The organism is Micromonospora sp. SYSU B005 (assembly GCF_055362685.1).
In genome coordinates this window covers 154,256-174,513 of record NZ_JAXCFU010000010.1, presented here as the reverse complement: position 1 = coordinate 174,513, position 20,258 = coordinate 154,256, and the positions used below count along the sequence as shown (strand labels likewise).

Annotated in this window: 21 protein-coding genes; 11 read left to right on the top strand and 10 right to left on the bottom strand. The window is 71.7% G+C overall.

Annotated features, from left to right (window positions below):
- The first annotated feature begins 88 nt into the window (after positions 1-88).
- From SM452_RS22530 to SM452_RS22510, 5 genes are all read left to right on the top strand, one after another.
- Positions 89-820, top strand: coding sequence for a FadR/GntR family transcriptional regulator (locus tag SM452_RS22530; protein WP_262014532.1), 732 nt, complete (start codon positions 89-91; stop codon positions 818-820).
- A 184-nt stretch (positions 821-1,004) separates the two neighbouring features.
- A complete protein-coding gene (locus SM452_RS22525) occupies positions 1,005-2,759 on the top strand; it encodes an exo-alpha-sialidase (RefSeq protein WP_463840633.1) in 1,755 nt (584 codons plus the stop codon).
- 489 nt (positions 2,760-3,248) lie between these two features.
- The gene (locus SM452_RS22520; RefSeq protein WP_463840632.1) at positions 3,249-4,154 is read left to right on the top strand and encodes a DUF5753 domain-containing protein; all 906 of its coding nucleotides are present in this window, start codon (positions 3,249-3,251) and stop codon (positions 4,152-4,154) included.
- A 146-nt stretch (positions 4,155-4,300) separates the two neighbouring features.
- On the top strand, positions 4,301-4,615 hold the full coding sequence (locus tag SM452_RS22515) for a hypothetical protein (protein WP_463840631.1): 315 nt from the start codon (positions 4,301-4,303) through the stop codon (positions 4,613-4,615).
- Between the two features lie 138 nt (positions 4,616-4,753).
- Complete coding sequence (locus SM452_RS22510) at positions 4,754-5,377, top strand: DUF397 domain-containing protein (RefSeq protein ID WP_463840630.1); 624 nt, start codon at positions 4,754-4,756, stop codon at positions 5,375-5,377.
- Between the two features lie 53 nt (positions 5,378-5,430).
- Here the strand turns inward: SM452_RS22510 and SM452_RS22505 are convergent, their stop codons facing one another.
- Positions 5,431-5,637, bottom strand: a complete 207-nt coding sequence (locus SM452_RS22505; RefSeq protein ID WP_463840629.1) for a hypothetical protein — start codon at positions 5,635-5,637, stop codon at positions 5,431-5,433.
- A gap of 382 nt (positions 5,638-6,019) precedes the next feature.
- Here SM452_RS22505 and SM452_RS22500 point away from each other — a divergent pair, with 382 nt between their 5' ends.
- A complete protein-coding gene (locus SM452_RS22500) occupies positions 6,020-6,817 on the top strand; it encodes a tetratricopeptide repeat protein (RefSeq protein ID WP_463840628.1) in 798 nt (265 codons plus the stop codon).
- A gap of 59 nt (positions 6,818-6,876) precedes the next feature.
- Here the strand turns inward: SM452_RS22500 and mnhG are convergent, their stop codons facing one another.
- Genes mnhG through SM452_RS22470 form a run of 6 tightly spaced genes read right to left on the bottom strand, consistent with a single transcriptional unit; the run spans position 6,877 to position 12,985 of the window.
- Positions 6,877-7,266: a monovalent cation/H(+) antiporter subunit G gene (gene mnhG / locus SM452_RS22495; RefSeq protein ID WP_463840627.1), complete on the bottom strand. Its 390-nt coding sequence runs from the start codon at positions 7,264-7,266 to the stop codon at positions 6,877-6,879.
- Entirely contained in the window at positions 7,263-7,526 is a 264-nt protein-coding gene (locus SM452_RS22490; RefSeq protein ID WP_135239653.1) for a monovalent cation/H+ antiporter complex subunit F, read from the bottom strand. Before SM452_RS22490 ends, mnhG begins: the two co-directional genes overlap by 4 nt.
- Complete coding sequence (locus SM452_RS22485; protein WP_355510706.1) at positions 7,523-8,122, bottom strand: Na+/H+ antiporter subunit E; 600 nt, start codon at positions 8,120-8,122, stop codon at positions 7,523-7,525. The genes SM452_RS22490 and SM452_RS22485 overlap by 4 nt, the downstream gene beginning before the upstream one ends.
- Positions 8,119-9,690 carry a Na+/H+ antiporter subunit D gene (locus tag SM452_RS22480; RefSeq protein WP_262014540.1) on the bottom strand — a complete coding sequence of 524 codons (1,572 nt, stop codon included), beginning with the start codon at positions 9,688-9,690 and terminating at the stop codon, positions 8,119-8,121. Before SM452_RS22480 ends, SM452_RS22485 begins: the two co-directional genes overlap by 4 nt.
- Entirely contained in the window at positions 9,687-10,154 is a 468-nt protein-coding gene (locus tag SM452_RS22475; protein WP_463840626.1) for a Na(+)/H(+) antiporter subunit C, read from the bottom strand. The genes SM452_RS22480 and SM452_RS22475 overlap by 4 nt, the downstream gene beginning before the upstream one ends.
- Positions 10,151-12,985 (bottom strand): Na+/H+ antiporter subunit A, encoded by a 2,835-nt coding sequence (locus tag SM452_RS22470; RefSeq protein ID WP_355510703.1) that lies wholly within the window; start codon positions 12,983-12,985, stop codon positions 10,151-10,153. The genes SM452_RS22475 and SM452_RS22470 overlap by 4 nt, the downstream gene beginning before the upstream one ends.
- 192 nt (positions 12,986-13,177) lie before the next feature.
- Here SM452_RS22470 and SM452_RS22465 point away from each other — a divergent pair, with 192 nt between their 5' ends.
- Positions 13,178-14,122, top strand: coding sequence for a hypothetical protein (locus SM452_RS22465; protein WP_355510723.1), 945 nt, complete (start codon positions 13,178-13,180; stop codon positions 14,120-14,122).
- 94 nt (positions 14,123-14,216) lie between these two features.
- Complete coding sequence (locus SM452_RS22460; RefSeq protein ID WP_262014543.1) at positions 14,217-15,443, top strand: PucR family transcriptional regulator; 1,227 nt, start codon at positions 14,217-14,219, stop codon at positions 15,441-15,443.
- Positions 15,444-15,485: 42 nt separating this feature from the next.
- Here the strand turns inward: SM452_RS22460 and SM452_RS22455 are convergent, their stop codons facing one another.
- Positions 15,486-15,716, bottom strand: coding sequence for a potassium transporter TrkA (locus SM452_RS22455; protein ID WP_135239647.1), 231 nt, complete (start codon positions 15,714-15,716; stop codon positions 15,486-15,488).
- 447 nt (positions 15,717-16,163) lie between these two features.
- Between SM452_RS22455 and SM452_RS22450 the strand changes: the two genes are divergently transcribed.
- The 3 genes from SM452_RS22450 to SM452_RS22440 are packed head-to-tail and all read left to right on the top strand — an operon-like array spanning position 16,164 to position 18,313.
- Positions 16,164-17,003 (top strand): rod shape-determining protein, encoded by an 840-nt coding sequence (locus SM452_RS22450; RefSeq protein ID WP_262014544.1) that lies wholly within the window; start codon positions 16,164-16,166, stop codon positions 17,001-17,003.
- A gap of 2 nt (positions 17,004-17,005) precedes the next feature.
- On the top strand, positions 17,006-17,317 hold the full coding sequence (locus SM452_RS22445; protein ID WP_135239645.1) for a TraR/DksA family transcriptional regulator: 312 nt from the start codon (positions 17,006-17,008) through the stop codon (positions 17,315-17,317).
- A 48-nt stretch (positions 17,318-17,365) separates the two neighbouring features.
- Positions 17,366-18,313: an acyltransferase domain-containing protein gene (locus SM452_RS22440; protein ID WP_463840625.1), complete on the top strand. Its 948-nt coding sequence runs from the start codon at positions 17,366-17,368 to the stop codon at positions 18,311-18,313.
- Here SM452_RS22440 and SM452_RS22435 read toward each other — a convergent pair whose 3' ends face one another.
- On the bottom strand, positions 18,314-18,889 hold the full coding sequence (locus tag SM452_RS22435) for a P-loop NTPase family protein (protein WP_366624935.1): 576 nt from the start codon (positions 18,887-18,889) through the stop codon (positions 18,314-18,316).
- A 49-nt stretch (positions 18,890-18,938) separates the two neighbouring features.
- Complete coding sequence (locus SM452_RS22430; RefSeq protein ID WP_463840669.1) at positions 18,939-20,162, bottom strand: multidrug effflux MFS transporter; 1,224 nt, start codon at positions 20,160-20,162, stop codon at positions 18,939-18,941.
- Positions 20,163-20,258 lie beyond the last annotated feature (96 nt).

The window sequence follows — 20,258 nt, the reverse complement described above, 5'->3', positions numbered from 1 at the left end:
GGGATGTGAAGCATAAGGTGTATGACGTCTGACGTCTGATGCCGGTAGGGTGAGGGTGTCAGATTCGGGAACGAAGGGCAAGGGGCAGATGACGACCATTGACGCCAGTCCGCTACGCGGCGCCGAGCGGCCGAGCCCTCGCCGGCAGGAGGTCGCCACCAGGATCAAGGAGTACATCCTGCGCAACCGCCTCAAGCCGGGAAACCTCCTGCCCACCGAGACGGAACTGTGCGAGGCGGTCGGCGCCAGCCGCTCCAGCGTCCGCGAAGCAGTGAAGATCCTCTCCGCGCTCGACATCGTCGAGGTACGCCACGGCCACGGCACGTTCGTCGGCCGCATGTCCCTCAACGCCCTGGTGGAGAGCCTGACGTTCCGGGGCCTGCTCAGCGGTGAGGACGACCACCGCGTCCTGGCCCAGGTCGTCGACGTCCGACAGACGCTGGAGCAGGGACTGGCCACCACCGTCATCGACGCCCTGGACGAGCAGCACCGCTCGGAGCTGTCCGCGCTCGCCGACGAGATGCACAGCCGCGCCGCCCGCGGCGAGGACTTCCTCGACGTCGACCGCGCGTTCCACCTGAAGCTGATGGAACCCCTCGGCAACGACCTGCTGGTCCAGCTCACCGAGGCGTTCTGGCAGGTGCAGGCAATCGTCGCGCCCACGCTGCAGACCGAGCCGGAGGACCGGGTCATCACGGCCCAGCGGCACCAGGCCATCGTCGCCGCCCTCACCGCCGCCGACGCGGCGGCGCTGCGCTCGGCGGTCGCCGAGCACTACGCGCCCATCCGGGCGAGCATCGCCCGCGCCGCGCAGACCTGATCCGCCGTACGCCGAGACCGCGGCGAGAGGCCCGGGCAGGACCGCTGGCGACCACCCGGGCCGGACGGGAGACGTCGACCGGAACCGATCCTTGACGGGCGAGGGGAACCCGCCTAGCGTGCAGACATCGGACATCTGACGTCGGATAGCTCCGATTCCCCTCCCCCGTCCCGGAAGGAACCACGTGTCCCCTCGCCGCGCCATACCGCGCCGCGCAACCGTCCTCGCGGCGGCCGCCCTCACCGTGCTCTCCATACTTCCCGCCACCGCTGCCCAGGCCGCCGCCCCCGCCGGTGTGTCAGCCACCGTCGGCGCCGACTGCACCGCCGGCCGGCTGCTGCTCGACCTCGACAACCGCGCCACCACCACGCAGACCTACACCGTCACCTGGCCCGGACGCAGCGGCTCACCGTGGACCCGCACGGTCGCCGCCGGCGGCAGCGCCGAGCTGTACTGGACGCTGACCCCCGGCACGCCGTACACGCTGCGCACGACGACCCCGACCGGCCTGGACGAGACCACCAGCGGCATCTTCCACTGCGGCACCGGCATGTCCGCGCTGGCCGGCTTCGACTGCACGAACGGCCGCCTCCAACTCGCGCTGGAGAACCGCACCACGACGGCCCGGGACTTCACCGTCACCTGGCCCGGACGCACCGGCTCACCGTGGACCCGCACCGTCGCCGCCGGCGGCAACCACCTGCACTACTGGACCGTCGGCGCCGGCACCCCGTACACGCTGCGGGTCACCGCGCCGGGCTTCGACACCACGCTGCGCGGCACCACCTCCTGCGACCTCGCCGCCGGCAACCCGCAGCTCGCCACCACCACGCTGCTGACCACGCAGACCGTGATCCGCGACCTCAACGGCGCGAACGGCCGCTACGACGGCACCGTCGCCTCCGTCCGCATCCCCGGCCTGGCCGTGAGCAACAACGGCACCGTCATCGCCGTGGCCGACGCCCGGGTCAACGGCTCGTACGACCTCGGCGGCGGCACCAACAACATCCAGATCGTGATGATCCGCAGCACCGACGGCGGACGCACCTTCGAGCAGCCCCGCGTCATCCACGCCCCGCCCACCACCAGCGAGGGCGTCGGCGACCCCAGCCTGCTCGTCGACCGCGCCACCGGCGTCGTCTACTGCTTCTTCACCTACTCCCCCCGGCCCGGCATCAGCTTCTGGTCCGGCGGCTCCGGCCTGAACACCGGCGACGACCCGAACAGCATGCACCTGCGCTACATCACCAGCCGGGACGACGGCGCCACCTGGAGCGCGCCGGTCGAGCTGAACCCGGCCGTCAAGGATCCCACCTGGCGGCAGGTGTTCTTCTCCTCCGGCCACGGCATCCAGACCAGCACCGGCCGGCTGATCCAGCCGATCGCCTACCGGGACTCCGCGGGCACCAGCCACGCCGCGAACATCTACAGCGACGACAACGGCGCGACCTGGCGCCGCGGCGGATCCGCCGGCGGGAACATCAACGAGAGCAAGGCGATCGAGCGCGGCACCGGCGCGGTGGTGCAGAACATGCGGCACAACTCCACCCGCAGCCGCTTCTACGCCACCTCCACCGACGGCGCGGCGACGTTCGGTACGGCGACGGCGAGCGCCCTGCTGCCCGACCCGCTCTGCAACGCCGACGAGATGTCCTACCTGCGCCCGGCCGAGGTCGGTGCGAACCGCGCCCCGGTACGCACCCGCACGGCGCTGTTCAGCAACAACGCGCACCCGACCGCACGCAACGACCTCACCGTACGGCTGTCCACCGACGACGGCGCGACCTGGCCGGCGCGGGCGCTGGTCAAGCCCGGCGGCGCCGGTTACTCGACGATGGCGGTCCTGGCCGACGGTACGGTCGGCAACCTGTACGAGGTGGGAAACACCGGCGGCATCTACTTCGCCCGGTTCAGCCTCGACTGGGTGAAGGGCGCCTGACCGCCGCACCTCCCTCCATCCTGCTTCCACTGCAAGCCCTGACCAGCAACGTGCTGGTCAGGGCTCCACTTTGGCGCCTGTCCGATTTCTTCCATGCTTCAACATCCGCATGCATAGCGGAACCGACTAAGGAGCACCATCGGGCTTGTTGTCGCGAAAGCATCAAAAGCAGTGAAGGACGCCCATTCGGTCGAGCTCTGAGCGGCCAGTTCTACTGCGAACGCCGGAAAGTCGGCATTAGGCCTATAGATGGCCGCATCACTCGAAACCAGAAGTAGCGGACACCTGATTCACAGTGAGTTGATGAAACAGCACAGCAGGCCGTCAATGAAGGCCGCGCACGTACCCCGCGGCTCCCGCTCCAAACCTTCATGTGACAGATGACACGCATATGCCGACCGGTTATGCGCCTGCATATTCGCGCTAGGTTCGGGTAGCTGACCTGCCAGTCAAGCGGACAGAAACTACAGAAAGCGATGGAGGGATTACGTGGCATCTCTGGTGGAAGCCCCGGCGTACCAACGCAAGCGGCTAAGCCGACGCCTCATCCGGCTACGCCGCAAGAACGACCTGACCCAGCAACAGGTGGCAGCGACCCTGCGCTGGTCACAGTCGAAGGTCACGCGGATCGAGAGTGGCGAAGTGGGCGTCTCCCACACCGACCTACTCGCCCTCCTTAAGCTCTACGGCCTCTCGGACGATGGGACCGTCGACGAGCTGTCCTCGATGGCCGACATTGCACGACGCTCTAGCCATCCGGAGATGAGCGAGGTCCACTCGAAGGCGTTCCGTGAATACGTCGAGCATGAGCAGCTGGCGCAGACGCTACGCTCGTTCGAGCCGTTCTACGTTCCCGGTCTCCTTCAGACGCCCGAGTACCGACGCGCGGTGCTGAGGAACCACCTTCGCTTCCCTACGCTCACCAGGGCGGAGCAGGCCGCCGCGGAGAGAAGGATCGACCAGAAGATCGAGGTGATGAGGGCGCGACAGCAAATCCTGACCGACCGTGGCTCGCTTACGAAAGCACACTTCATCGTTGACGAGGCGGTCATCCGGCGGACTGTGGGCGCTGAGGTCGGCGAAACCACTGTCATGCGGGAACAGCTGGAACTCCTCAGGGCCGCACTAAGCAACCCGAAGGTCGACCTGAGAATTATCCCCTTCAGCAGCGGCGCTCATGCCGGCATGGGCAGCTCCTCGTACGTTCTCCTGGAGTTCCCCGAAGTCGACGACCCACCACTTCTCTACGAGGAGAACGCCCTCGGCGAGCTCACCACCCGCGAAGACGAGCCTCGCATCGTGGCCGCGAGTTCCTCCTTCGAGGGAATGCAGGCGGTGGCCTACGCAGGCGCCGATCTGGGGAGTGTGCTCGACGCGGCTATCGCAGCCCTCTAGTACCGCCACCCACCCACAGGTAGCCGTTCCACTCAGACCGGAGGAGGTCAGGCGCATGAACTACGCGGACAGCGGTCGCTCGATTTGCGCCTCTCGGCTTACCGTCCGGTCTGAGGCCACCGCAGCTGGCCCTCCGGCAGGTTCTGATGGCTGACCGCGACCTGCCCTTCCGCTCATCCTCTGCGCACTCCCCGGCGGGCCCTCATCTCCCGAAAGACAGCCTCGTACGCGAGATCCTCACTGATGACCACATGCTGGCGAGGACGATTGTCCTCACGCTGTTCATCGGCTGCATCATCGGATCGCTGATCGCCCTCGGCACCGGGGCGCTGTGGGGTTTCCTCTCGCTTTTTCCGGCCTCGGTCACGCTGGCTGTGTGGGCTGGCATCCGCGACCGTCGCAAGGCGCGACAGGTCACCGACGACGCTCGCGGTGAGCACGCCCGAGAGAAGACAGAATAGGGTCGGCTAACACACCGGCTGCAGCTCCAAGGACCAGCATCACGACGACCATCGTCGCCGCCCGAGCCACGCCGTCTTTGGGAAACAGCCCGGAGCCCAGCACCTGGCCCGCCACGACCGCGATCGCTCCTGCGCCAGATGCATAGAGAGCCATGCGAGCAGCCGTTACAGGATCGTCCTGGCCAGACGTATGACACTCGGGTTCAGGCTCGACCACAGGCTGACAGACCGCCTCCGGTGGTGCGGACGCTTGCTTACCGCCAGAACCACTGCGCCGCACCGCGCCTCCTCTCCCGATCCGCCCTGCCTCGGACACCGTACCGGTCATCTCGGCGATCGACATCGGACGTACGCACCATGCTTCGCCTTTCCGATCGGCGGACCGGCGCGCAAGCCTCCGCCTCACAGGCTAGCCCGGACATCGAAGCTTATCTAGACTCGTGGCTGCTGCCCGGGCTCGGCTACTCCGCAGGATCTGAAACCGCGGCGGTGGACGATCTTCATCCGCGACAGTCACGGCGAGGGTATCCGGCCGCCGACAAAGGAGGACCGTTGGGCGCTACGGCTACGCCCTCAGGTTGGCGCAAGAGCTCCCAAAGCTGCCAAGGGAACTGTGTGGAGGTTTCACTGACGAGACCATTGGTGGCAGTGCGGGACAGCAAGGATCCGGATGGACCGGAGTTGCTGATCAGCAGGGCCGCTTGGCGCAGCTTTCTACAAAGAATGCCGGAACAAACAGCAAGGCGGCCAACTGACGGATGAACGACAAGTGCCCTGGCCTTCGAGGCCAGGGCACCGTCGTCGCCGGCTGTGGGTCAGCCGTGGCGGTTCGGCACGGTGGAGCGGTGCCGACGAATCGCGAGGCGGGTCCACCGGTACACGCGTCGAGCGAGGGCCATTACCGTCGCCATCAGGCCGACCAGCGCAGTGAGGAACTTGAGCACCACGGTGATCGACGGCAGCCAGCTCAGAAGCTGCTCCGGTTCGATCACCGCGAGGTAGTACGCGACAATGGCGATCACTGATCGACACCCTTCTCTTACGTGTTCCCGCGCGGCAAGCGCGTTAGCAGCAGAATGCGCAGCGTCCCGAACATCCAGCTACGGGTGAGTCAAAGCCCCTCCCAGAACGGGACACGCGAGCCGAAATGGGAGGTCGAGGGACGATTCTTGCTCCGACGTGGGACACCGAGACCTTGGTTCGAGTCGTCTTTGGGACATCGTGCAGCCATCCCGGGGCAGGGTCCGGCCGTCTAGTGTCATCGGGACAGCGGCGGGACAGCGCGGGACAGCTGGGGGATGGATGTCCACCGAATCATTAATCGTTGAGCGGGCGTCAGGGGTCACCACTCGAGGTGAGCTTCGCCAACTGCTGCGACACGTTTGGCAGCTATCCGGGAAGTCGATGCAACAAATCGGCCGGGAGAGCCGAACCTCCTCGGAAGGGGAGGGTCTCTCCAAGTCCAGCATCGAGCGGCACCTCAACGGTGACCGCGATATCCCTCTGTCGTTCGTGGAGCGTTTTCCCGCCGCCTGCGGTGCCACGGAGGAGGAGCGGAAGGCGCTGGTGGCCGCATGGCGGCGGGTTCGCAGCGGTATGCCCGGACGGGTAGTTTTCCCGGGTCAGCGACCGGGCGACAACCTCTCGTCACGTCTTGCTCCGGATGAGGCCCATCTCGCCAGTCTCGTGGTGATGACGGAGGTGGCAAGCCGTCTCGATGGGGAGAAGGCGGCTTGGAACGCCGCGCGCCGCCTCTACGAGCGGGTCCAAGTCGTTCGGAACGAGATGCTCGGCGCGCACCACGCGCTCACGCTTGAGGCATCTCACAATCTCGGCACCGTGCTGGCTCAGCTTGAGAAGTACGAGATAGCCAACACAATTCTGTCGAGCACCTACGAAGCCCGCAGATGCGAGTTCGGCATAGAAGACCCGACTACGCTGGCGACGCTGGAGAACCTTGCCACCACCAGAGCGGAGATGGGTCAGCTCGACAGCGCGATCGAACTGTTCGAGGAGGCGCTCGCCGCGCGGCGACCGGAGAGCAGTCCCGGCCATGCCGGATACCCCCAGACAGCCGTAAAGCTACTGAAAGCCCTGGATCTAGCAGGCGAGCGAGACCGGAGACGAGAGATCGCACTGGAACTCGAGCAATTTCGTGCCGCTCTGCGTGGACCCGCTGAGACGGATGGCCGACAGAGCTGATCTCGACCTGACTACGCCAACGGCCCGGGCGGAAATCACTGTCGTGCCGCGGCCCGATGTCACACCGTCGCCGATGAATCGGACTCCCTCGACCGGTCCGCGCGGATCCGGTCGATGTGGTCGGCCAACTCGTCGGTGATCAGCAGATCCCGCCGGATGTCGTCGTGCGGGTACGCGGTCCGCCCGACCATGTGCGCCGCGACCGGGGCGGTGGCGAGCTGGAACAGGCCGACCAGCACCAGCGTGGTGATGTCCACCCCGGTACGCAGCCGCAGCGCGCAGCCGAGCAGCACCAGCAGCAGCCCGAGCACCTGCGGCTTGGCCGCCGCGTGCATCCGCGACAGCACGTCCGGGAAGCGGACCAGCGCGATGCCGGCGGCGAGGCAGAGCAGCGCGCCGGCGATCAGGCAGACGCTGGCGACGATGTCCAGGATCGCGTCGGCGGTCACTTCGTGCTTCTCCGGGACGCGAACCGGGCGACGCTCACCGATCCGACGAAACCGACGAGGGCGAGGACGACGAGGACCGGCAGCGCGGTGGCGTCCCGGCTGTAGGCCGCCTCGGTGGCGATGGCCGCGACCGCGACGGCGAGCAGCACGTCGGTGGCGACGGCCCGGTCGAGGATGGACGGCCCGCGGATGATGCGGACGAGGGTGAGTCCACCGGCCGCGACGAGCAGCGCGGTGACGATCACGGCGACGACGGTCACGTCGGTGCTCCTTCCAGTTCGACCGAACCGGCGGGTTCGGCCTCGTCGTGGCGGATCCGGTCGCGTTCCTCGGCCGAGCCGACGGCGGCGACGATGCGCGCCTCCAGCTCCAGCACGCTGCGCCGGAACCGTTCCACCTCGTCGGGGCTCCGGATCCCGATGACGTGCACGTAGAGCGTCCCGGTACTCCGGTCGGCCTCCAGGATGAGGCTGCCCGGCACCAGCGACAGCGCCTCGGCGTTGAGGGTCAGGTTGAGGTCGGTGTTCACCCGCAGGCGCACCGCGATGATCGCCGAGTGCGGGTGCCCGGAACGGAAGGCCAGCCAGGCCACCTGGGCGGACGCGACCACCAGGTCGTACAGGAAGCGGATCACGAACCGCAGCAGCGGTACCGGCCGGATCCGGCCGGCGAACGTGACAGGGGGCAGCGGGAAGACCACCAGCAGCACCGCCGCGACCACGAGTCCGCTGATCACGTTGGCCCAGCTGAAGGTGCCCCACAACAGCACCCAGACGGTCACCAGGCCGGTCACCGCGATGGCCCGGTTGCGCCAGCGGTCACGGCGGGTCAGTGGCGCTTTCGACTGACTGGTCACGGCGGTCCCTCCGGGAACACGGCCTCGACGTACGGGGCACGGCGCAACAGGTCGTCGGCGGCGTCGGTACTGATGTCGAACAGCGGTCCGGCCACCACCGTCAACGCCAGGCCGAGCACCACGAGCGCGGCGGTGGACACGGTCATCAGCCGGGGCAGCACCGCACCGGCCGGCGACGAGCCGTCGTGCGGCTGCTCGGCGCCGTCGGTGCGGGCCGCCTGCTCGGCGTCGCCGGGCTCCGGCATGTCCGCGTGCGGCGCCCGCCAGAAGGCGAGGTTCCACACCCGGGCGATGGCGTAGAGCGTGAGCAGGCTGGTGAGCAGTCCCCCGGCGACGAGCGACCAGGCCAGGAACCCGCCGTCGTCGACGCCGGCCTGGACCAGCCCGAGCTTGCCGAGGAACCCGGAGAACGGTGGTATGCCGGCCAGGTTCAGCGCGGGCACGAAGAACAGCACCGCCAGCAGTGGTGACAGCCGGGCCAGGCCGCCGAGGCGGTCCAGCGCGGTGCTGCCGCCGCGTCGTTCGACCAGTCCGGCGGCGAGGAACAGCGTGGTCTGGATGGTGATGTGGTGCACCACGTAGAAGATCGCCGCGGACAGGCCGAGCGGGGTGGTCAGGCCGACCCCGAACAGCATGTACCCGATGTGGCTGACCAGTGTGAACGACAGCAGCCGTTTGATGTCCGACTGCGCGACCGCGCCGAGGATGCCCACCACCATGGTCAGCGCCGCTATCACCATGAGCAGGTCGGCGGTGCGGCCACCGGGGAACAGCAGCGTCTCGGTACGGATGATCGCGTACACGCCGACCTTGGTGAGCAGGCCGGCGAAGACCGCCGTCACCGGCGCGGGCGCGGTGGGATAGCTGTCCGGCAGCCACGCGGACAGCGGGAACACCGCCGCCTTGATGCCGAAGGCGAGCAGCAGCATGCCCTGGAGCACCATGCGGATGTCGTCGGGCAGCGCGTCCAGTCGGTCGGCGAGCTGCGCCAGGTTCAGCGTGCCGGTGGCGGAGTAGACCAGGCCGATCGCCACCAGGAAGATCAGCGACGAGAGCAGGCTGACCACGACGTACGTGGTGCCGGCCCGGATCCGCGTCTCGGTGCTGCCCAGCGTCAGCAGCACGTAGCTCGCCACCAGGAGGATCTCGAAGCCGACGTAGAGGTTGAACAGGTCGCCGGAGAGGAAGGCGTTGCAGACGCCCGCGGTCAGCACCAGATAGGTCGGGTGGTAGACCGACAGCGGCGTCTCCTCGTTGCCGTCGGCCATGCCCTGCCCGATGGAGTAGACGAGCACGCACAGGGTGACCGAGGCGGACACCACGAGCATCAGCGCGGCCAGCTGGTCGGCGACGAGCACGATGCCCATCGGCGCCACCCAGCCGCCCACCTCCACCACGAGCGGGCCGTCCAGCGAGGAGCGGACCAGGAGCATCGCGGCCACCGCGACGGTGGCGGTGAGCACGATGATGCTGACCCACCGCTGGGCGCGGGCCCGGCGGGCGAGCAGCAGGGTGAGGGCGGCGCCGAGCAGCGGCATCACCACCGGCAGCGGGACGAGCCAGGTCATCGGACGGCCTCCGCCTCGCCGGCGGCGAGCACCCGGACCTCGGGGCCGCCGTCGGCGGCGTCGACGGTGTCCGAGTCCGAGGTGCCCGGGCCCTCGTCCCGGTCGGCCAGCTCCATGATCCGGCGGTCCTCGACGTCGTCCTGCACCTCGTCGTGCCCGTTGAGGTGCCAGCTCCGGTAGGCCAGCGCGAGCAGGAACGCGGTCATGCCGAGCGTGATCACGATCGCGGTCAGCACCATCGCCTGGGGCAGCGGGTCGGACATGTCCTCCTGGGCGGTGGTGCCGACGATCGGTGGGCCGCCGGCCCGGCCGCCGGTGAGCAGCAGCAGGTTGGCGCCGTTGCCGAGCAGGATGACCCCCATCAGGACGCGGGTGAGGCTGCGTTCCAGCAGCAGGGTGACGCCGGTGGCGAACAGGACGCCGATGACCACGACGTAGACCAGGTTGGGGATGTTCGGGCTCACACCAGCTCCTCTTCCCGTACGCCGGCCGGTTCGGTCTCCTGTTCGTCGACCTCCTCCTGGCGGTCCATCTCGGCGCCCAGGCTGCGCAGGATGTCCAGGACGAGGCCGACCACGATGAGGTAGACGCCGACGTCGAAGAAGACCGACGTCACGAAGTGCACGTGGCCCAGCAGCGGCAGGTGGAAGTCGAGCGTCGCGCTCTGCAGGAACTCGCCGCCCAGCAGCATCGCGGCCACGCCGGTGCCGACCGCGACGAACAGGCCCGCGCCGAGCACCAGGCCGGCGTCGACGGGTGCGGCGCCGTTGAGTTCGGTACGCCCGCCCGCCAGGTATCGCACGGCGAGTCCCAGCCCGGCGACCAGCCCGGCGGCGAAGCCGCCACCGGGGGCGTTGTGGCCGGAGAAGAGCAGGTAGATCGAGAACAGCAGGATGGCGTGGAAGAGCAGGCGGGTGACCACCTGGAGGATCACCGACTGCTGCCGGGAGGTCGCGCCGCTGGTCAGCCAGCGCGGGCGCGACGACTGCTGCCGGCCGGCGCCGGGGATGCCGCTGCGCAGGTCCAGCGCGCGGGAGCGGCGGAAGATCAGGCTGGCCACGCCGGTGGCGGCCACCACCAGCACGGCGATCTCGCCCATCGTGTCCCAGGCGCGGATGTCGACGAGGGTCACGTTGACGACGTTCTTGCCGCCGCCGTAGGAGACGGCCTCGTCCGGGAAGCCGACCGAGATCGGCGTGGCGGTCCGGCTGCCCGCCGCCACGTACGCCATCCCGGCGGTGACCACGCCGACGGCGACGCCGAGCGCGACCCGGAACCGCCGGGTGGCGCGGATCGGGCGGGCCGAGAACCGGCGCGGCAGGCGGCGCAGCACCAGCACGAACATCACGATCGTGACGGTCTCCACCAGGAACTGGGTGAGCGCGAGGTCGGGCGCGCCGTGCAGGATGAACATCAGCGCCGTGCCGTAGCCGGTCACGCCGACCAGGATCATCGCGGTCAGCCGGCGGCGGGCGCGCGCGGCCACCAGCGCCGCGACCACGATGACCGCGCCGGCGACGGCCTGCAACGGGGTGTCCCAGAGCTGGAACCGGCTGGCCCACGGCGCGCCGGCGAGCACCGCGCCACCGGGCAGCACGACCAGCACCAGCAGGATGACGCCGAGGTAGAACGGCAGCGAGCCGCGCTGGGTGGCGCCGGTCAACTCGACCGCCGCGCGGTCGACCGCGCCGGCCAGCCGGTCGTAGCCGGTGGCGCCGTCGAACGGCAGCCGCGGCAGGTACGGCCGGCGCCGGTGCAGCAGCAGGAACAGCCCGAGACCGGCGGTCACCGCCAGCGCCGACAGGCCCAGCGCCGGGGTCAGGCCGTGCCAGAGGGCCAGGTGGTAGCCGGGGTCGGCGGTCGGGAACTGATCGGCGTACGGGGCCAGCACCCGGTCCACCGCCGGGGCGAGCACGCCGACCGCGAGACCGGCGAGGGCGAGCACCACCGCCGGGCCGATGAACGCCGGCTCGATCCGGTGCGGCCGGGTCTCCGCGACGCCGGGCTTGGCGGCGAACGCGCCCCACAGGAACCGCGCGGTGTACGCGACGGTCAGCGCCGAGCCGGCCACCACCCCGGCGAGCACGACCAGTTCGGTCGTGCCGCCGTGCAGGAACGCCTCGAGCGCTGCCTCCTTGGCCACGAAGCCGATCAGCGGCGGCAGGCCCGCCATCGAGGCGGCCGCGAGTCCGGCGACCGCCGCCAGCACCGGCGCGCGCCGGCCCAGCCCGCTGAGCTCGCGCAGGTCGCGGGTGCCGGTGACGTGGTCGACGACGCCGACGACGAGGAACAGTGTGGCTTTGAACAGGGCGTGCGCCAGCAGCATCGCGGCGCCGGCCAGCGCGGTGTCCCGGGTGCCCGCGCCGAGGATCACCATGAGCAGGCCGAGCTGGCTCACCGTGCCGTACGCCAGCAGCAGCTTCAGGTCGACCTGCCGCAGCGCCGTCCAGCCGCCGAGGAACAGCGTGATCAGGCCGCCGGCCAGCAGGACGCCGCGCCACACGGTGGTCTGGCCCACGGCGGGGCCCATCAGCGCGGCCAGGAACACGCCCGCTTTGACCATCGCGGCGGCGTGCAGGTACGCGCTGACCGGCGTGGGCGCCGCCATCGCGCGCGGCAGCCAGAAGCTGAACGGGAAGATCGCCGATTTGCTGGTCACGCCGAGCAGGACGAGCACCAGCGCGACGGTGAGGTAGCCGCCCTCGGGCAGGTTCCCGGCGATCTCCGACCACCGGTACGAGCCGGCGTGCTGGCCGAGCATCACGAACCCGGCGAGCATCGCCAGGCCGCCCAGCGTGGTCACCAGCAGCGCCTGCATCGCCGCGCGGCGGCTGGCCCGCTTGGTCGGGTCGCTGCCGATCAGCAGGTACGAGAAGACGGTGGTGAGTTCCCAGAACACGTACAGCAGCAGCAGGTCGTCGGAGACGACCAGGCCGAGCATCGCGCCGGCGAACGCGACGAACACCGCGGCGAACCGGCCGAGGCCGGGATCGTCGGAGCGGAAGTAGCGCGCGCTGTAGGCCAGCACGAGGGCGCCGACTCCACCCACGAGCAGCACCAGCAGCCAGGACAGCGTGCCCATGCGCAGCGCGAGTTCCAGGCCGAGCTGCGGCACCCAGGTGACGGTCTCGACGACGGGCCGGCCCGCGCGGACCGGCTCGGTGCGGGTCACCGCCCAGATCAGGGCCGCCGCCGGGACGGCCGCCAGCAGGTAGAGAGCCCGCCGACCGAGGAGGCGTACCAGCACGGGGGCGGTCACGGCTGCGAACGCATGGACCGCCACCAGAACCAGCACACACACTCCTCAAGATCGACCTGCGGTAGGTCAACCCTAACCGGCCAGGCCGCGCGACGGTATGTCGAGAGAATCACGCGAACGTGTCGTGTCGGCTCCGCTGTGTTTCGGGTAAGGAGTGAGGTTTGGGTCTGCCCGGTACACCGGTCGGCGTCCGGCCGGTCCCCCGATAGGGTGGTCGGCGTGCTGCCGATGCGAGCCGCCCTGGCGGGCACCACCGGGAACGCGATGCTGATGGGCCTCGCCGAGGTCAGCACGCCACTCGGCTGGGTGCTGCTGCCGGGCCTGCTCGGCGTCTCGGCCCGCCCCCGGGTGGCGGCACTGGTGTCGGCGTGGGCGGGCGTGCTGGTCGCGCTGTCCGTCGTCGTACCGGTGATCCCGGGCCACCGCAGTGATCCGCAGGCGCTGCTCGCCTCGGCGGCCGGCCTGGCCGTGGTGCCGGTCCTGGCCTGGGCCCGCCGCCGGACGCGGACCGCTACGGTGACGCGCGCCGCCGCGCCGCCGGACGTCGCCGTGTTCACCGTGCCGGCCGGGCCGGGAAGCGCCGCGCTGGCGATCTGCGGCAGGGCCGGCGAGATCGGCGCCGCCGTACCGGTCCGCGGTGGCGGGCTGCGCGTCCTGCTCGGCACCGTCACCGGCGCCGCGCTGGACACGCCCGCCGGGCGCCGGGCGATCGAGCAGGCGTTCCGCCGGGCCGCCGCCGGACCGCAGCGCACCGTGCCGTACCTGGCCGGCGCACTCGACCGGGTGGTCCGCGACCTCGCCCCGGCGGGGCACCTGCGTGCCACGATCGTGGAGGTGGACCGCGCCGGATCGGTCCGCGCGATGCGGTGCGGATCACCGGATCTCGTCGTCACCGCCGGGAACCGCGCCGAACCCGCAGGAGTGCCGGCCGGGCCGGCGATCGGGTCCACCGTGCCGGGCGAGCACGCCGTACCCGGCCCGGTCACCGGCCGCCGGATCGCCGTCGTCGGCACCGGCTTCACCGACACGCACGGCGAGCACTGGCTGCGCGTACTCGATCAGGTGGCTGCCGCGGACGACCCGGCGCGGGCCGCGGAGCTGCTGACCCGCGGGCCCCGGGGCGGGCCGCGCACCGGCGCGGCGCTGGTGATCGACCCGTCGTCGCGGGCGTGACACAGGCGGCGCGCGCGGGCCGGTCGCCGGACGGCCCGCCTAGGCTGATGCGATGGGCCGGCGTCCGGTGCCGGCCCCACCCGGGGGGACCGCGATGACCGACAGCGCCCGCCGTCCGGCGCCGGTCGCGGGCGGCGAGGACGAGCAGTGGCTGGCCGAGGTGGCCCGCGCGGCGGGCGCCGACGCCGGTGGCGTGCCGGTGGAGCTGCTCGGCGACTACCTGCGGCTGCTGACCGACGCGGCGGTGACCGGCCGCCGCCCGCGCCGCGCCGAACTCGACGCGGTCGGCGCGCTGGGCCGGCGCGCCGCCGAGCAGGGGATCTCCGCCGGCCGCGCGGTACGTCTCTACCTGTCCGCGGCGCGGCGCGTCTGGCGGCAACTGCCGCACCTGGACCGGTCCGACGACAGCGAGGCGGTCCGCGCCGCCGCCGACGCCGTCCTGCACGTGGTCGACACCGCGGTGGCCACCCTCGCCGAGGGGTACGCGGTGGCCCGCCGGGAACTGGTCCGGCGGGAGGAGTCGCTGCGCCGGGAACTCGTCGACGACCTGCTGCGCGGCGACTCCGACCTGGGCGGGCTGGTGGAGCGGGCCGAGCCGTTCGGCCTGGACCTGGCCCGGGTGCACCAGGTCGCGCTGGCCGCGCCCGGCCGTCGGCTGCCGGACACCGAGGCGGCGATCAGCGCGTTGGAGCGGGTCATCTTCGACCGGCTCGGTGACCGGGACGTACTGGTGGCCACGAAGGAGGGGCTGCTCGTGGTGATCGCCCCCGCGGATCCCGTGACCGCCGACCAGGGCCGCGGCGCCGGCGCGACCGGCAACCTCGGCGCGTTGATGCACGGTGAGCTGGACCGCCTGGTGCGGGGCCGGCCGTGGCAGGTGGCGGTGGGCCGTCCGCACCCGGGCGTCTACGGCATCGCCCGCTCGTACGAGGAGGCCCGGGAGGCGCTCACCACGGCGCGGCGCCTGCACAGCGAGGCATCCGTGATCGACGCGCACGACCTGCTGATCTACCGGGTGCTGCTGCGCGACCAGCCCGCCATGGTCGACCTGGTACGGGCGGTGCTGACGCCGCTGGCCCAGGCGCGTGGCGGCGCCGAGCCGCTGCTGGACACGCTCACCGAGTACTTCGCCTGCGGCGAGGTGTCGACCGAGGCCGCCCGCCGGCTGCACGTGTCGGTGCGCACCGTCACCTACCGGCTGGCCCGGATCCGGGCGTTGAGCGGCTACGACCCCGCCGACGCGCGGGACCGGTTCACGCTGCACGCCGCCGTGCTCGGCGCGCGGGCACTGGACTGGCCGCGCCGGCCGCTGCCGGCGTAGGGCCGACGCCGGCCCGGGCCCGCCGCCGGTGTGACAGGCGGCTCAGGCCGGTACGGCGACCAGCTCCGGGAAGCCGAGCAGGTTGGCCAGGGCCGACGCCTCGTCACGGGTGAGGGTGAGCGTGACCATGCGGTCCGGGTCGTCCGGGTCGTCGTGGACGACGTCGCGCCGGCCGCCCACCTGGTAGTCGATCACCCCGATGCGACGGCCCTCCTCGGTGACCAGCGTGTGCCGGACCCCGATGCCGGGGAGGTTCGTACGTTCGATGATCACGGGGACCTCCTTCGCACGCGGCCGCCGGGAACCGGCCGGAGCCGGCCGGAGCTACGGCGACGCGGTGGACGTTCGAGCTGAGCTCGCGTTCTCCATGTGTCAACCATAGCCAGGGGGTATGGGCGGATCCGGGTTCCGGCGACCGGCAATCATTGCGCCCTTTGTTGGCCGGTGGCGCGCAGTGCCGCGCGTGACGTTCCCGGCGACGCTGGAGGTCCGAGGCGGTACCCGAGCAGCGAGGAGGTGGTGAGCATGACCCGCACGTCGATGGCTCCGCCACCGGTGTTCGCCGGTCTCCTCGCGTCCCGATCTGCGAGCGGCGACCAGAAGCGCGTCTGAGCCCCCGGCCGCCGGCGTCGTCGAGTGAATCCGACGCCCGCGGCCCCGGCCACGCCCCTCCCCGCACGTCCACCGCCCGTTGGGCACCCTGATCCGAAAGAGGTCGGTATGCCGCACCCTGTCACCGCCATTCGCCCACCGGCCCGTACCGGCATGCTGATCGGCCGCTCCCACGGCAGCCGCCCGCCGGTCACCGTCGACGCGGCGCCGATCGCCGTGGACCTCGGCAGCAGCCTGCTGCGGATCTGGCTCGGACCGGGCCGGACGCTGAGCGTCCCGCTCGGCCACGGCCTGCGCAGCCCGGTCGTGCGGCGCGGCCGGATCATCGACGGCCCGGCCTGCGTCTCCGAGCTGCGGCGGATCCTGCGCGACCACCGCACCCCGGTCCCGGTCGGGGCGCTGGTCGTGGCCTGCCGTCCGGTGCTCGCCGCGCCGGCCGAGCAGGAGGCGACCCGCCGGGTGCTCACCGCTGTGCTCGCGCCGTCCCGGCTGCTGTTCCTCGACAGCGTCCGGGCGGGTGCCATCGGCGCCGGCGCCGCCGCCGGCACCCTGCTGGTCGCCGACATCGGCGCCCAGCTCACCGAGGTGGCGCTGCTGGAGGACGGCCGGGTGGTCGCCGCCCGCCGGGCCGACGTCGGCACGCGGGACCTCAACCACGCGACGACCGCCGCCATGCTCGCCGACACCACCGCCCGGCTGGTACGCGAGCTGCGGCAGGACGCGACGCTACGGCCCCTGGTCCGCGACGCGCTGGCCCGTGGCCCGATCGTCATCGGTGACGGCGCCACCCGGCCCGACGTGACCGCCCGCCTGGTCGCCACGCTCGGCGCAACGGTGCACCGGGCCGCGTCACCCCGTACCGCCGCGCTGACCGGTGCCGGCATGGCCGCCATCTCGGCCCTGCGACACCCGCACGACACCCCGCGCCGCCCGGAAAGGAGCGCCTGATCATGACGCACGCCCTCAACCGCACCGACACGCTGCGCGAACTGCTGGACCGGCAGTTCGGCGAGTACACCGACCAGCTCACCGAGCTGACGCTGCACACGCGGCAGCCCGACTACGGCGGCCACGACCCGGACACGCTGCGCCGGCTCGTCGAGACCGCCCGGCAGGGCATCGCGGACACTGCCCAGGCGCTGAAGCGGATGTCCGAGGGCACGTACGGCGTCTGCGAGCGGTGCGGGCAGGACATCCCGACCGCCCGCCTGGAGATCCTGCCCTCGGCCCGCTTCTGCGTGCCGTGCCAGCAACGCCGCTGAGCACGCACGGGGCTGTCGGGGCAGGCGCCGGCCGGTAGCGTCACCGCCATGGATGTCGATGACGTCGCCGGCCGGCTCGGCGTGCCCGCCGAGGAGGTCGACCGGGTGCACCGGCTCGCCGGCGACCTGCCATCCGCGCCGCTGCCCGGCCGGGCGGACGCACCAGCCCTGCTGGCCCGGCTCGCGGTACGCCCCGACGACGCCGCCGAGATCCTCGCGGGCTGGCCGGAACCGGGGTCACCACTGTGGACCCCGGAGCTGCGCTGGCTGCTCGACCGCTCGATCGCCCTGGTCCGCGCCGACCTCGGCGGCCACGCCTGGCTGCCGCCGGGCCCGGCGCTGCCCCGCGAGCGGGGTCCGGCCTGGCGGCACCTCTACGTCTACGCGTACCTCGCACTCGTCGACGTGGTCCGGGCCTACCACCGCGACCACGGCGTCCCCGACGACGTGTCCTGGGCGACGGTCGCCGACCTGGGCAACAACCTCGCCGTCGACCGGCGGATGAACGGCGAGGGCTGGCCGGTCATGCAGTGCTGGCTGACGCTGCACGCGCGCGGCGGCATCTACGAGCTGGGCCGGCTCCAGCACCAGCGCGGCGACGCCGAGGCGATCGAACTGCACATCCCGGACTCCGGACCGCTGACCCCGGAGGCGGTCGACGCGTCGCTGGAGCGGGCCCGCGCGTTCTTCCCGCGCCACTTCCCCGGCGAGCGCTACACCGCGTTCTCCTGCGGTTCCTGGCTGCTCGACCCGCAGTTGCGCGAATACCTGCCGGAGGACTCCAACATCGTCCGGTTCCAGCGGCGGTTCACGCTGGAGCCCTACCAGGACCTGCCCGGGCTGGACGGCGACACGGAGGTGCTGCGGTTCGTGTTCCGCACCCTGGACACGCCGCTGGACCGGCTGCCGCGCCGTACCGTGCTCCAGCGCGCGGTGATCGACCACCTCCGGGCCGGTCGCCACTGGCAGTGGCGCCGGGGCCGCTTCCCGATGTAGTCACGTCAGCGGGCGCAGGCCGCCCCGGTCCGGCCCGGCATGCGGCGGCAACGGCGCTCCGCGGGCCAGCCAGTCGTCGAGCGCGGCCTGGTCGCCGAACAGCAGCACCGGCGGCCCGGCCGGGTCGGCCGCCCAGGCCCGCAGGCGACGGCGTGCCCGGCCGAACCCGGTCAGGTGCCACACCAGGATCGAGTCCCGGGACAGCACGCTGCGCAGCGTCTCCCGGTTGCCGTTGCAGATCAGCTCGCCGCCGGTCAGACGCCGCAGCGTGCGCCGCAGCAGACGCCGGAACGAGACCCCGCGCGGATAGTCCAGGCCGATCACCAGGTCGGCGCGGCCGAGGACCACGTCCCGCCAGCCGTGGTACGCGCCGTCGAGGATCCACCTGTCGCGCCGGCAGATCGCCTCGATCCGGCGGCGCTGCTCGGCCACCGGCACCTCGACCCAGCCCGGCTCCCACAGCAGGTCGTCGACCGGATACCAGGGCAGGCCGAACCGCTGCGCCAGATGCGCGGCGAGCGTCGACTTGCCGGAGCCGTGGATCCCCTCGACCAGGATGCGGGCCGGGGCGCTCATGGCAGCAGCGTATGCACTGCGCGCACCCGGCGCGATCCGGGCGGCCGGGTCAGTGCGCGACAGCGACCGCCGGTGCCGCCTCCAGGCCGGCGAGCCGGGACGGCCGGACGACGACCAGCAGCACCACCAGCGCCGCCACCATTCCACCGGCCACCACCAGGGCCATCGCCACCGCGCCGGTGCCGAGCACGCCCACCAGCGGCGCGGCCACCGCGCCCACACCGAACTGCACGGCACCGAGCAGGGCGGACGCGGTGCCGGCCGCCTCGCCGTGGCGGGACAGCGCCAGCGCCGGGGCGTTCGGCATGGCCAGGCCCGCCGCAGCCAGCACCAGCCACAGCGACACCAGCAGGGCGGGCAGCCCACCGAAGCCGGTCGCGGCGAACACCACCAGGGCCAGCCCGGCCACCGTTCCCGCCGCCAGCGAGGTCACCAGGATCCACTGCGACGGGTAGCGGCGCAGCAGCCGCACGTTGTACTGGGTGGCGCCGATCAGGCCCACCGCGCCCGCGCCGAACGCCAGGCCGAACTCCTGCTCGTCGAGCCCGTAGGTGTCCTGGAGGACGAACGACGACCCCGCGACGTACGCGAACAGCGCGGCCATGGCCAGCCCGGCGACCAGGACCAGCCCGACGAAGACCCGGTCCCGCAGCAGCCCGCCGTACGTCCGCACGGTCGCGACGACCCCGCCGCGCCGGCGCCGGGCGGGTGGGAGCGTCTCGGGCAGCGCGAGCGTGGCCAGCGCGACGAGCAGCACCCCGAAGACGGCCAGGACCACGAAGACGCCGCGCCAGTCGGTCCACCGCAGCACGCCGCCGCCCAGCGTCGGGGCGAGGACCGGCGCCGCACCCATCACCAGCAGCAGCCGGGACAGCATGGTGGCGAACGCCGACCCGCTGAACAGGTCACGCACGACCGCCATCGCCACCACGGCGGTCGCGGCGACACCGAGGCCCTGCACGACGCGCAGGACGCCGAGGACGGCGACGTTCGGAGCGACCACGCACAGCGCCGACGCCAGGATGTGCAGCAGGAGACCGGCGATCAGCGGGCGGCGCCGCCCGACCGCGTCCGACAGCGGCCCGATCAGCAACTGCCCGATGGCGAGCCCGGCGAGCGTGCCGGTGAGCGTCAACTGGACCGCCGCCGACGTGGTCGCGAAGTCGCTGACGATGGCGGGCAGCGCGGGCAGGTACATGTCGATGGTCAGCGGACCCACGGCGATCAGCGAGCCGAGGACCAGCACGAGCTTGAGCCGCTGGCGCCGGCTCATCAGGTCGCCCGGGGTGGGCGTCGAGGTGGCATCGGTCTTCTGGGGCGTCCCGGCCCGGTCGGCGTGCGGCCGGGCGCGAGAGGGTGCGGCACTCAC

Coding starts and splice junctions, on each gene's coding strand:
- SM452_RS22480 (WP_262014540.1), bottom strand. CDS start 9,690: ATGACCTGGCTCGTCCCGCTGCCGGTGGTGATGCCGCTGCTCGGCGCC.
- SM452_RS22510 (WP_463840630.1), top strand. CDS start 4,754: ATGCATAGAGAGCCATGCGAGCAGCCGTTACAGGATCGTCCTGGCCAG.
- SM452_RS22515 (WP_463840631.1), top strand. CDS start 4,301: ATGGCTGACCGCGACCTGCCCTTCCGCTCATCCTCTGCGCACTCCCCG.
- SM452_RS22460 (WP_262014543.1), top strand. CDS start 14,217: ATGACCGACAGCGCCCGCCGTCCGGCGCCGGTCGCGGGCGGCGAGGAC.
- SM452_RS22430 (WP_463840669.1), bottom strand. CDS start 20,162: ATGAGCCGGCGCCAGCGGCTCAAGCTCGTGCTGGTCCTCGGCTCGCTG.
- SM452_RS22435 (WP_366624935.1), bottom strand. CDS start 18,889: ATGAGCGCCCCGGCCCGCATCCTGGTCGAGGGGATCCACGGCTCCGGC.
- SM452_RS22450 (WP_262014544.1), top strand. CDS start 16,164: ATGCCGCACCCTGTCACCGCCATTCGCCCACCGGCCCGTACCGGCATG.
- SM452_RS22465 (WP_355510723.1), top strand. CDS start 13,178: ATGCGAGCCGCCCTGGCGGGCACCACCGGGAACGCGATGCTGATGGGC.
- SM452_RS22445 (WP_135239645.1), top strand. CDS start 17,006: ATGACGCACGCCCTCAACCGCACCGACACGCTGCGCGAACTGCTGGAC.
- SM452_RS22500 (WP_463840628.1), top strand. CDS start 6,020: ATGCAACAAATCGGCCGGGAGAGCCGAACCTCCTCGGAAGGGGAGGGT.
- SM452_RS22440 (WP_463840625.1), top strand. CDS start 17,366: ATGGATGTCGATGACGTCGCCGGCCGGCTCGGCGTGCCCGCCGAGGAG.
- SM452_RS22530 (WP_262014532.1), top strand. CDS start 89: ATGACGACCATTGACGCCAGTCCGCTACGCGGCGCCGAGCGGCCGAGC.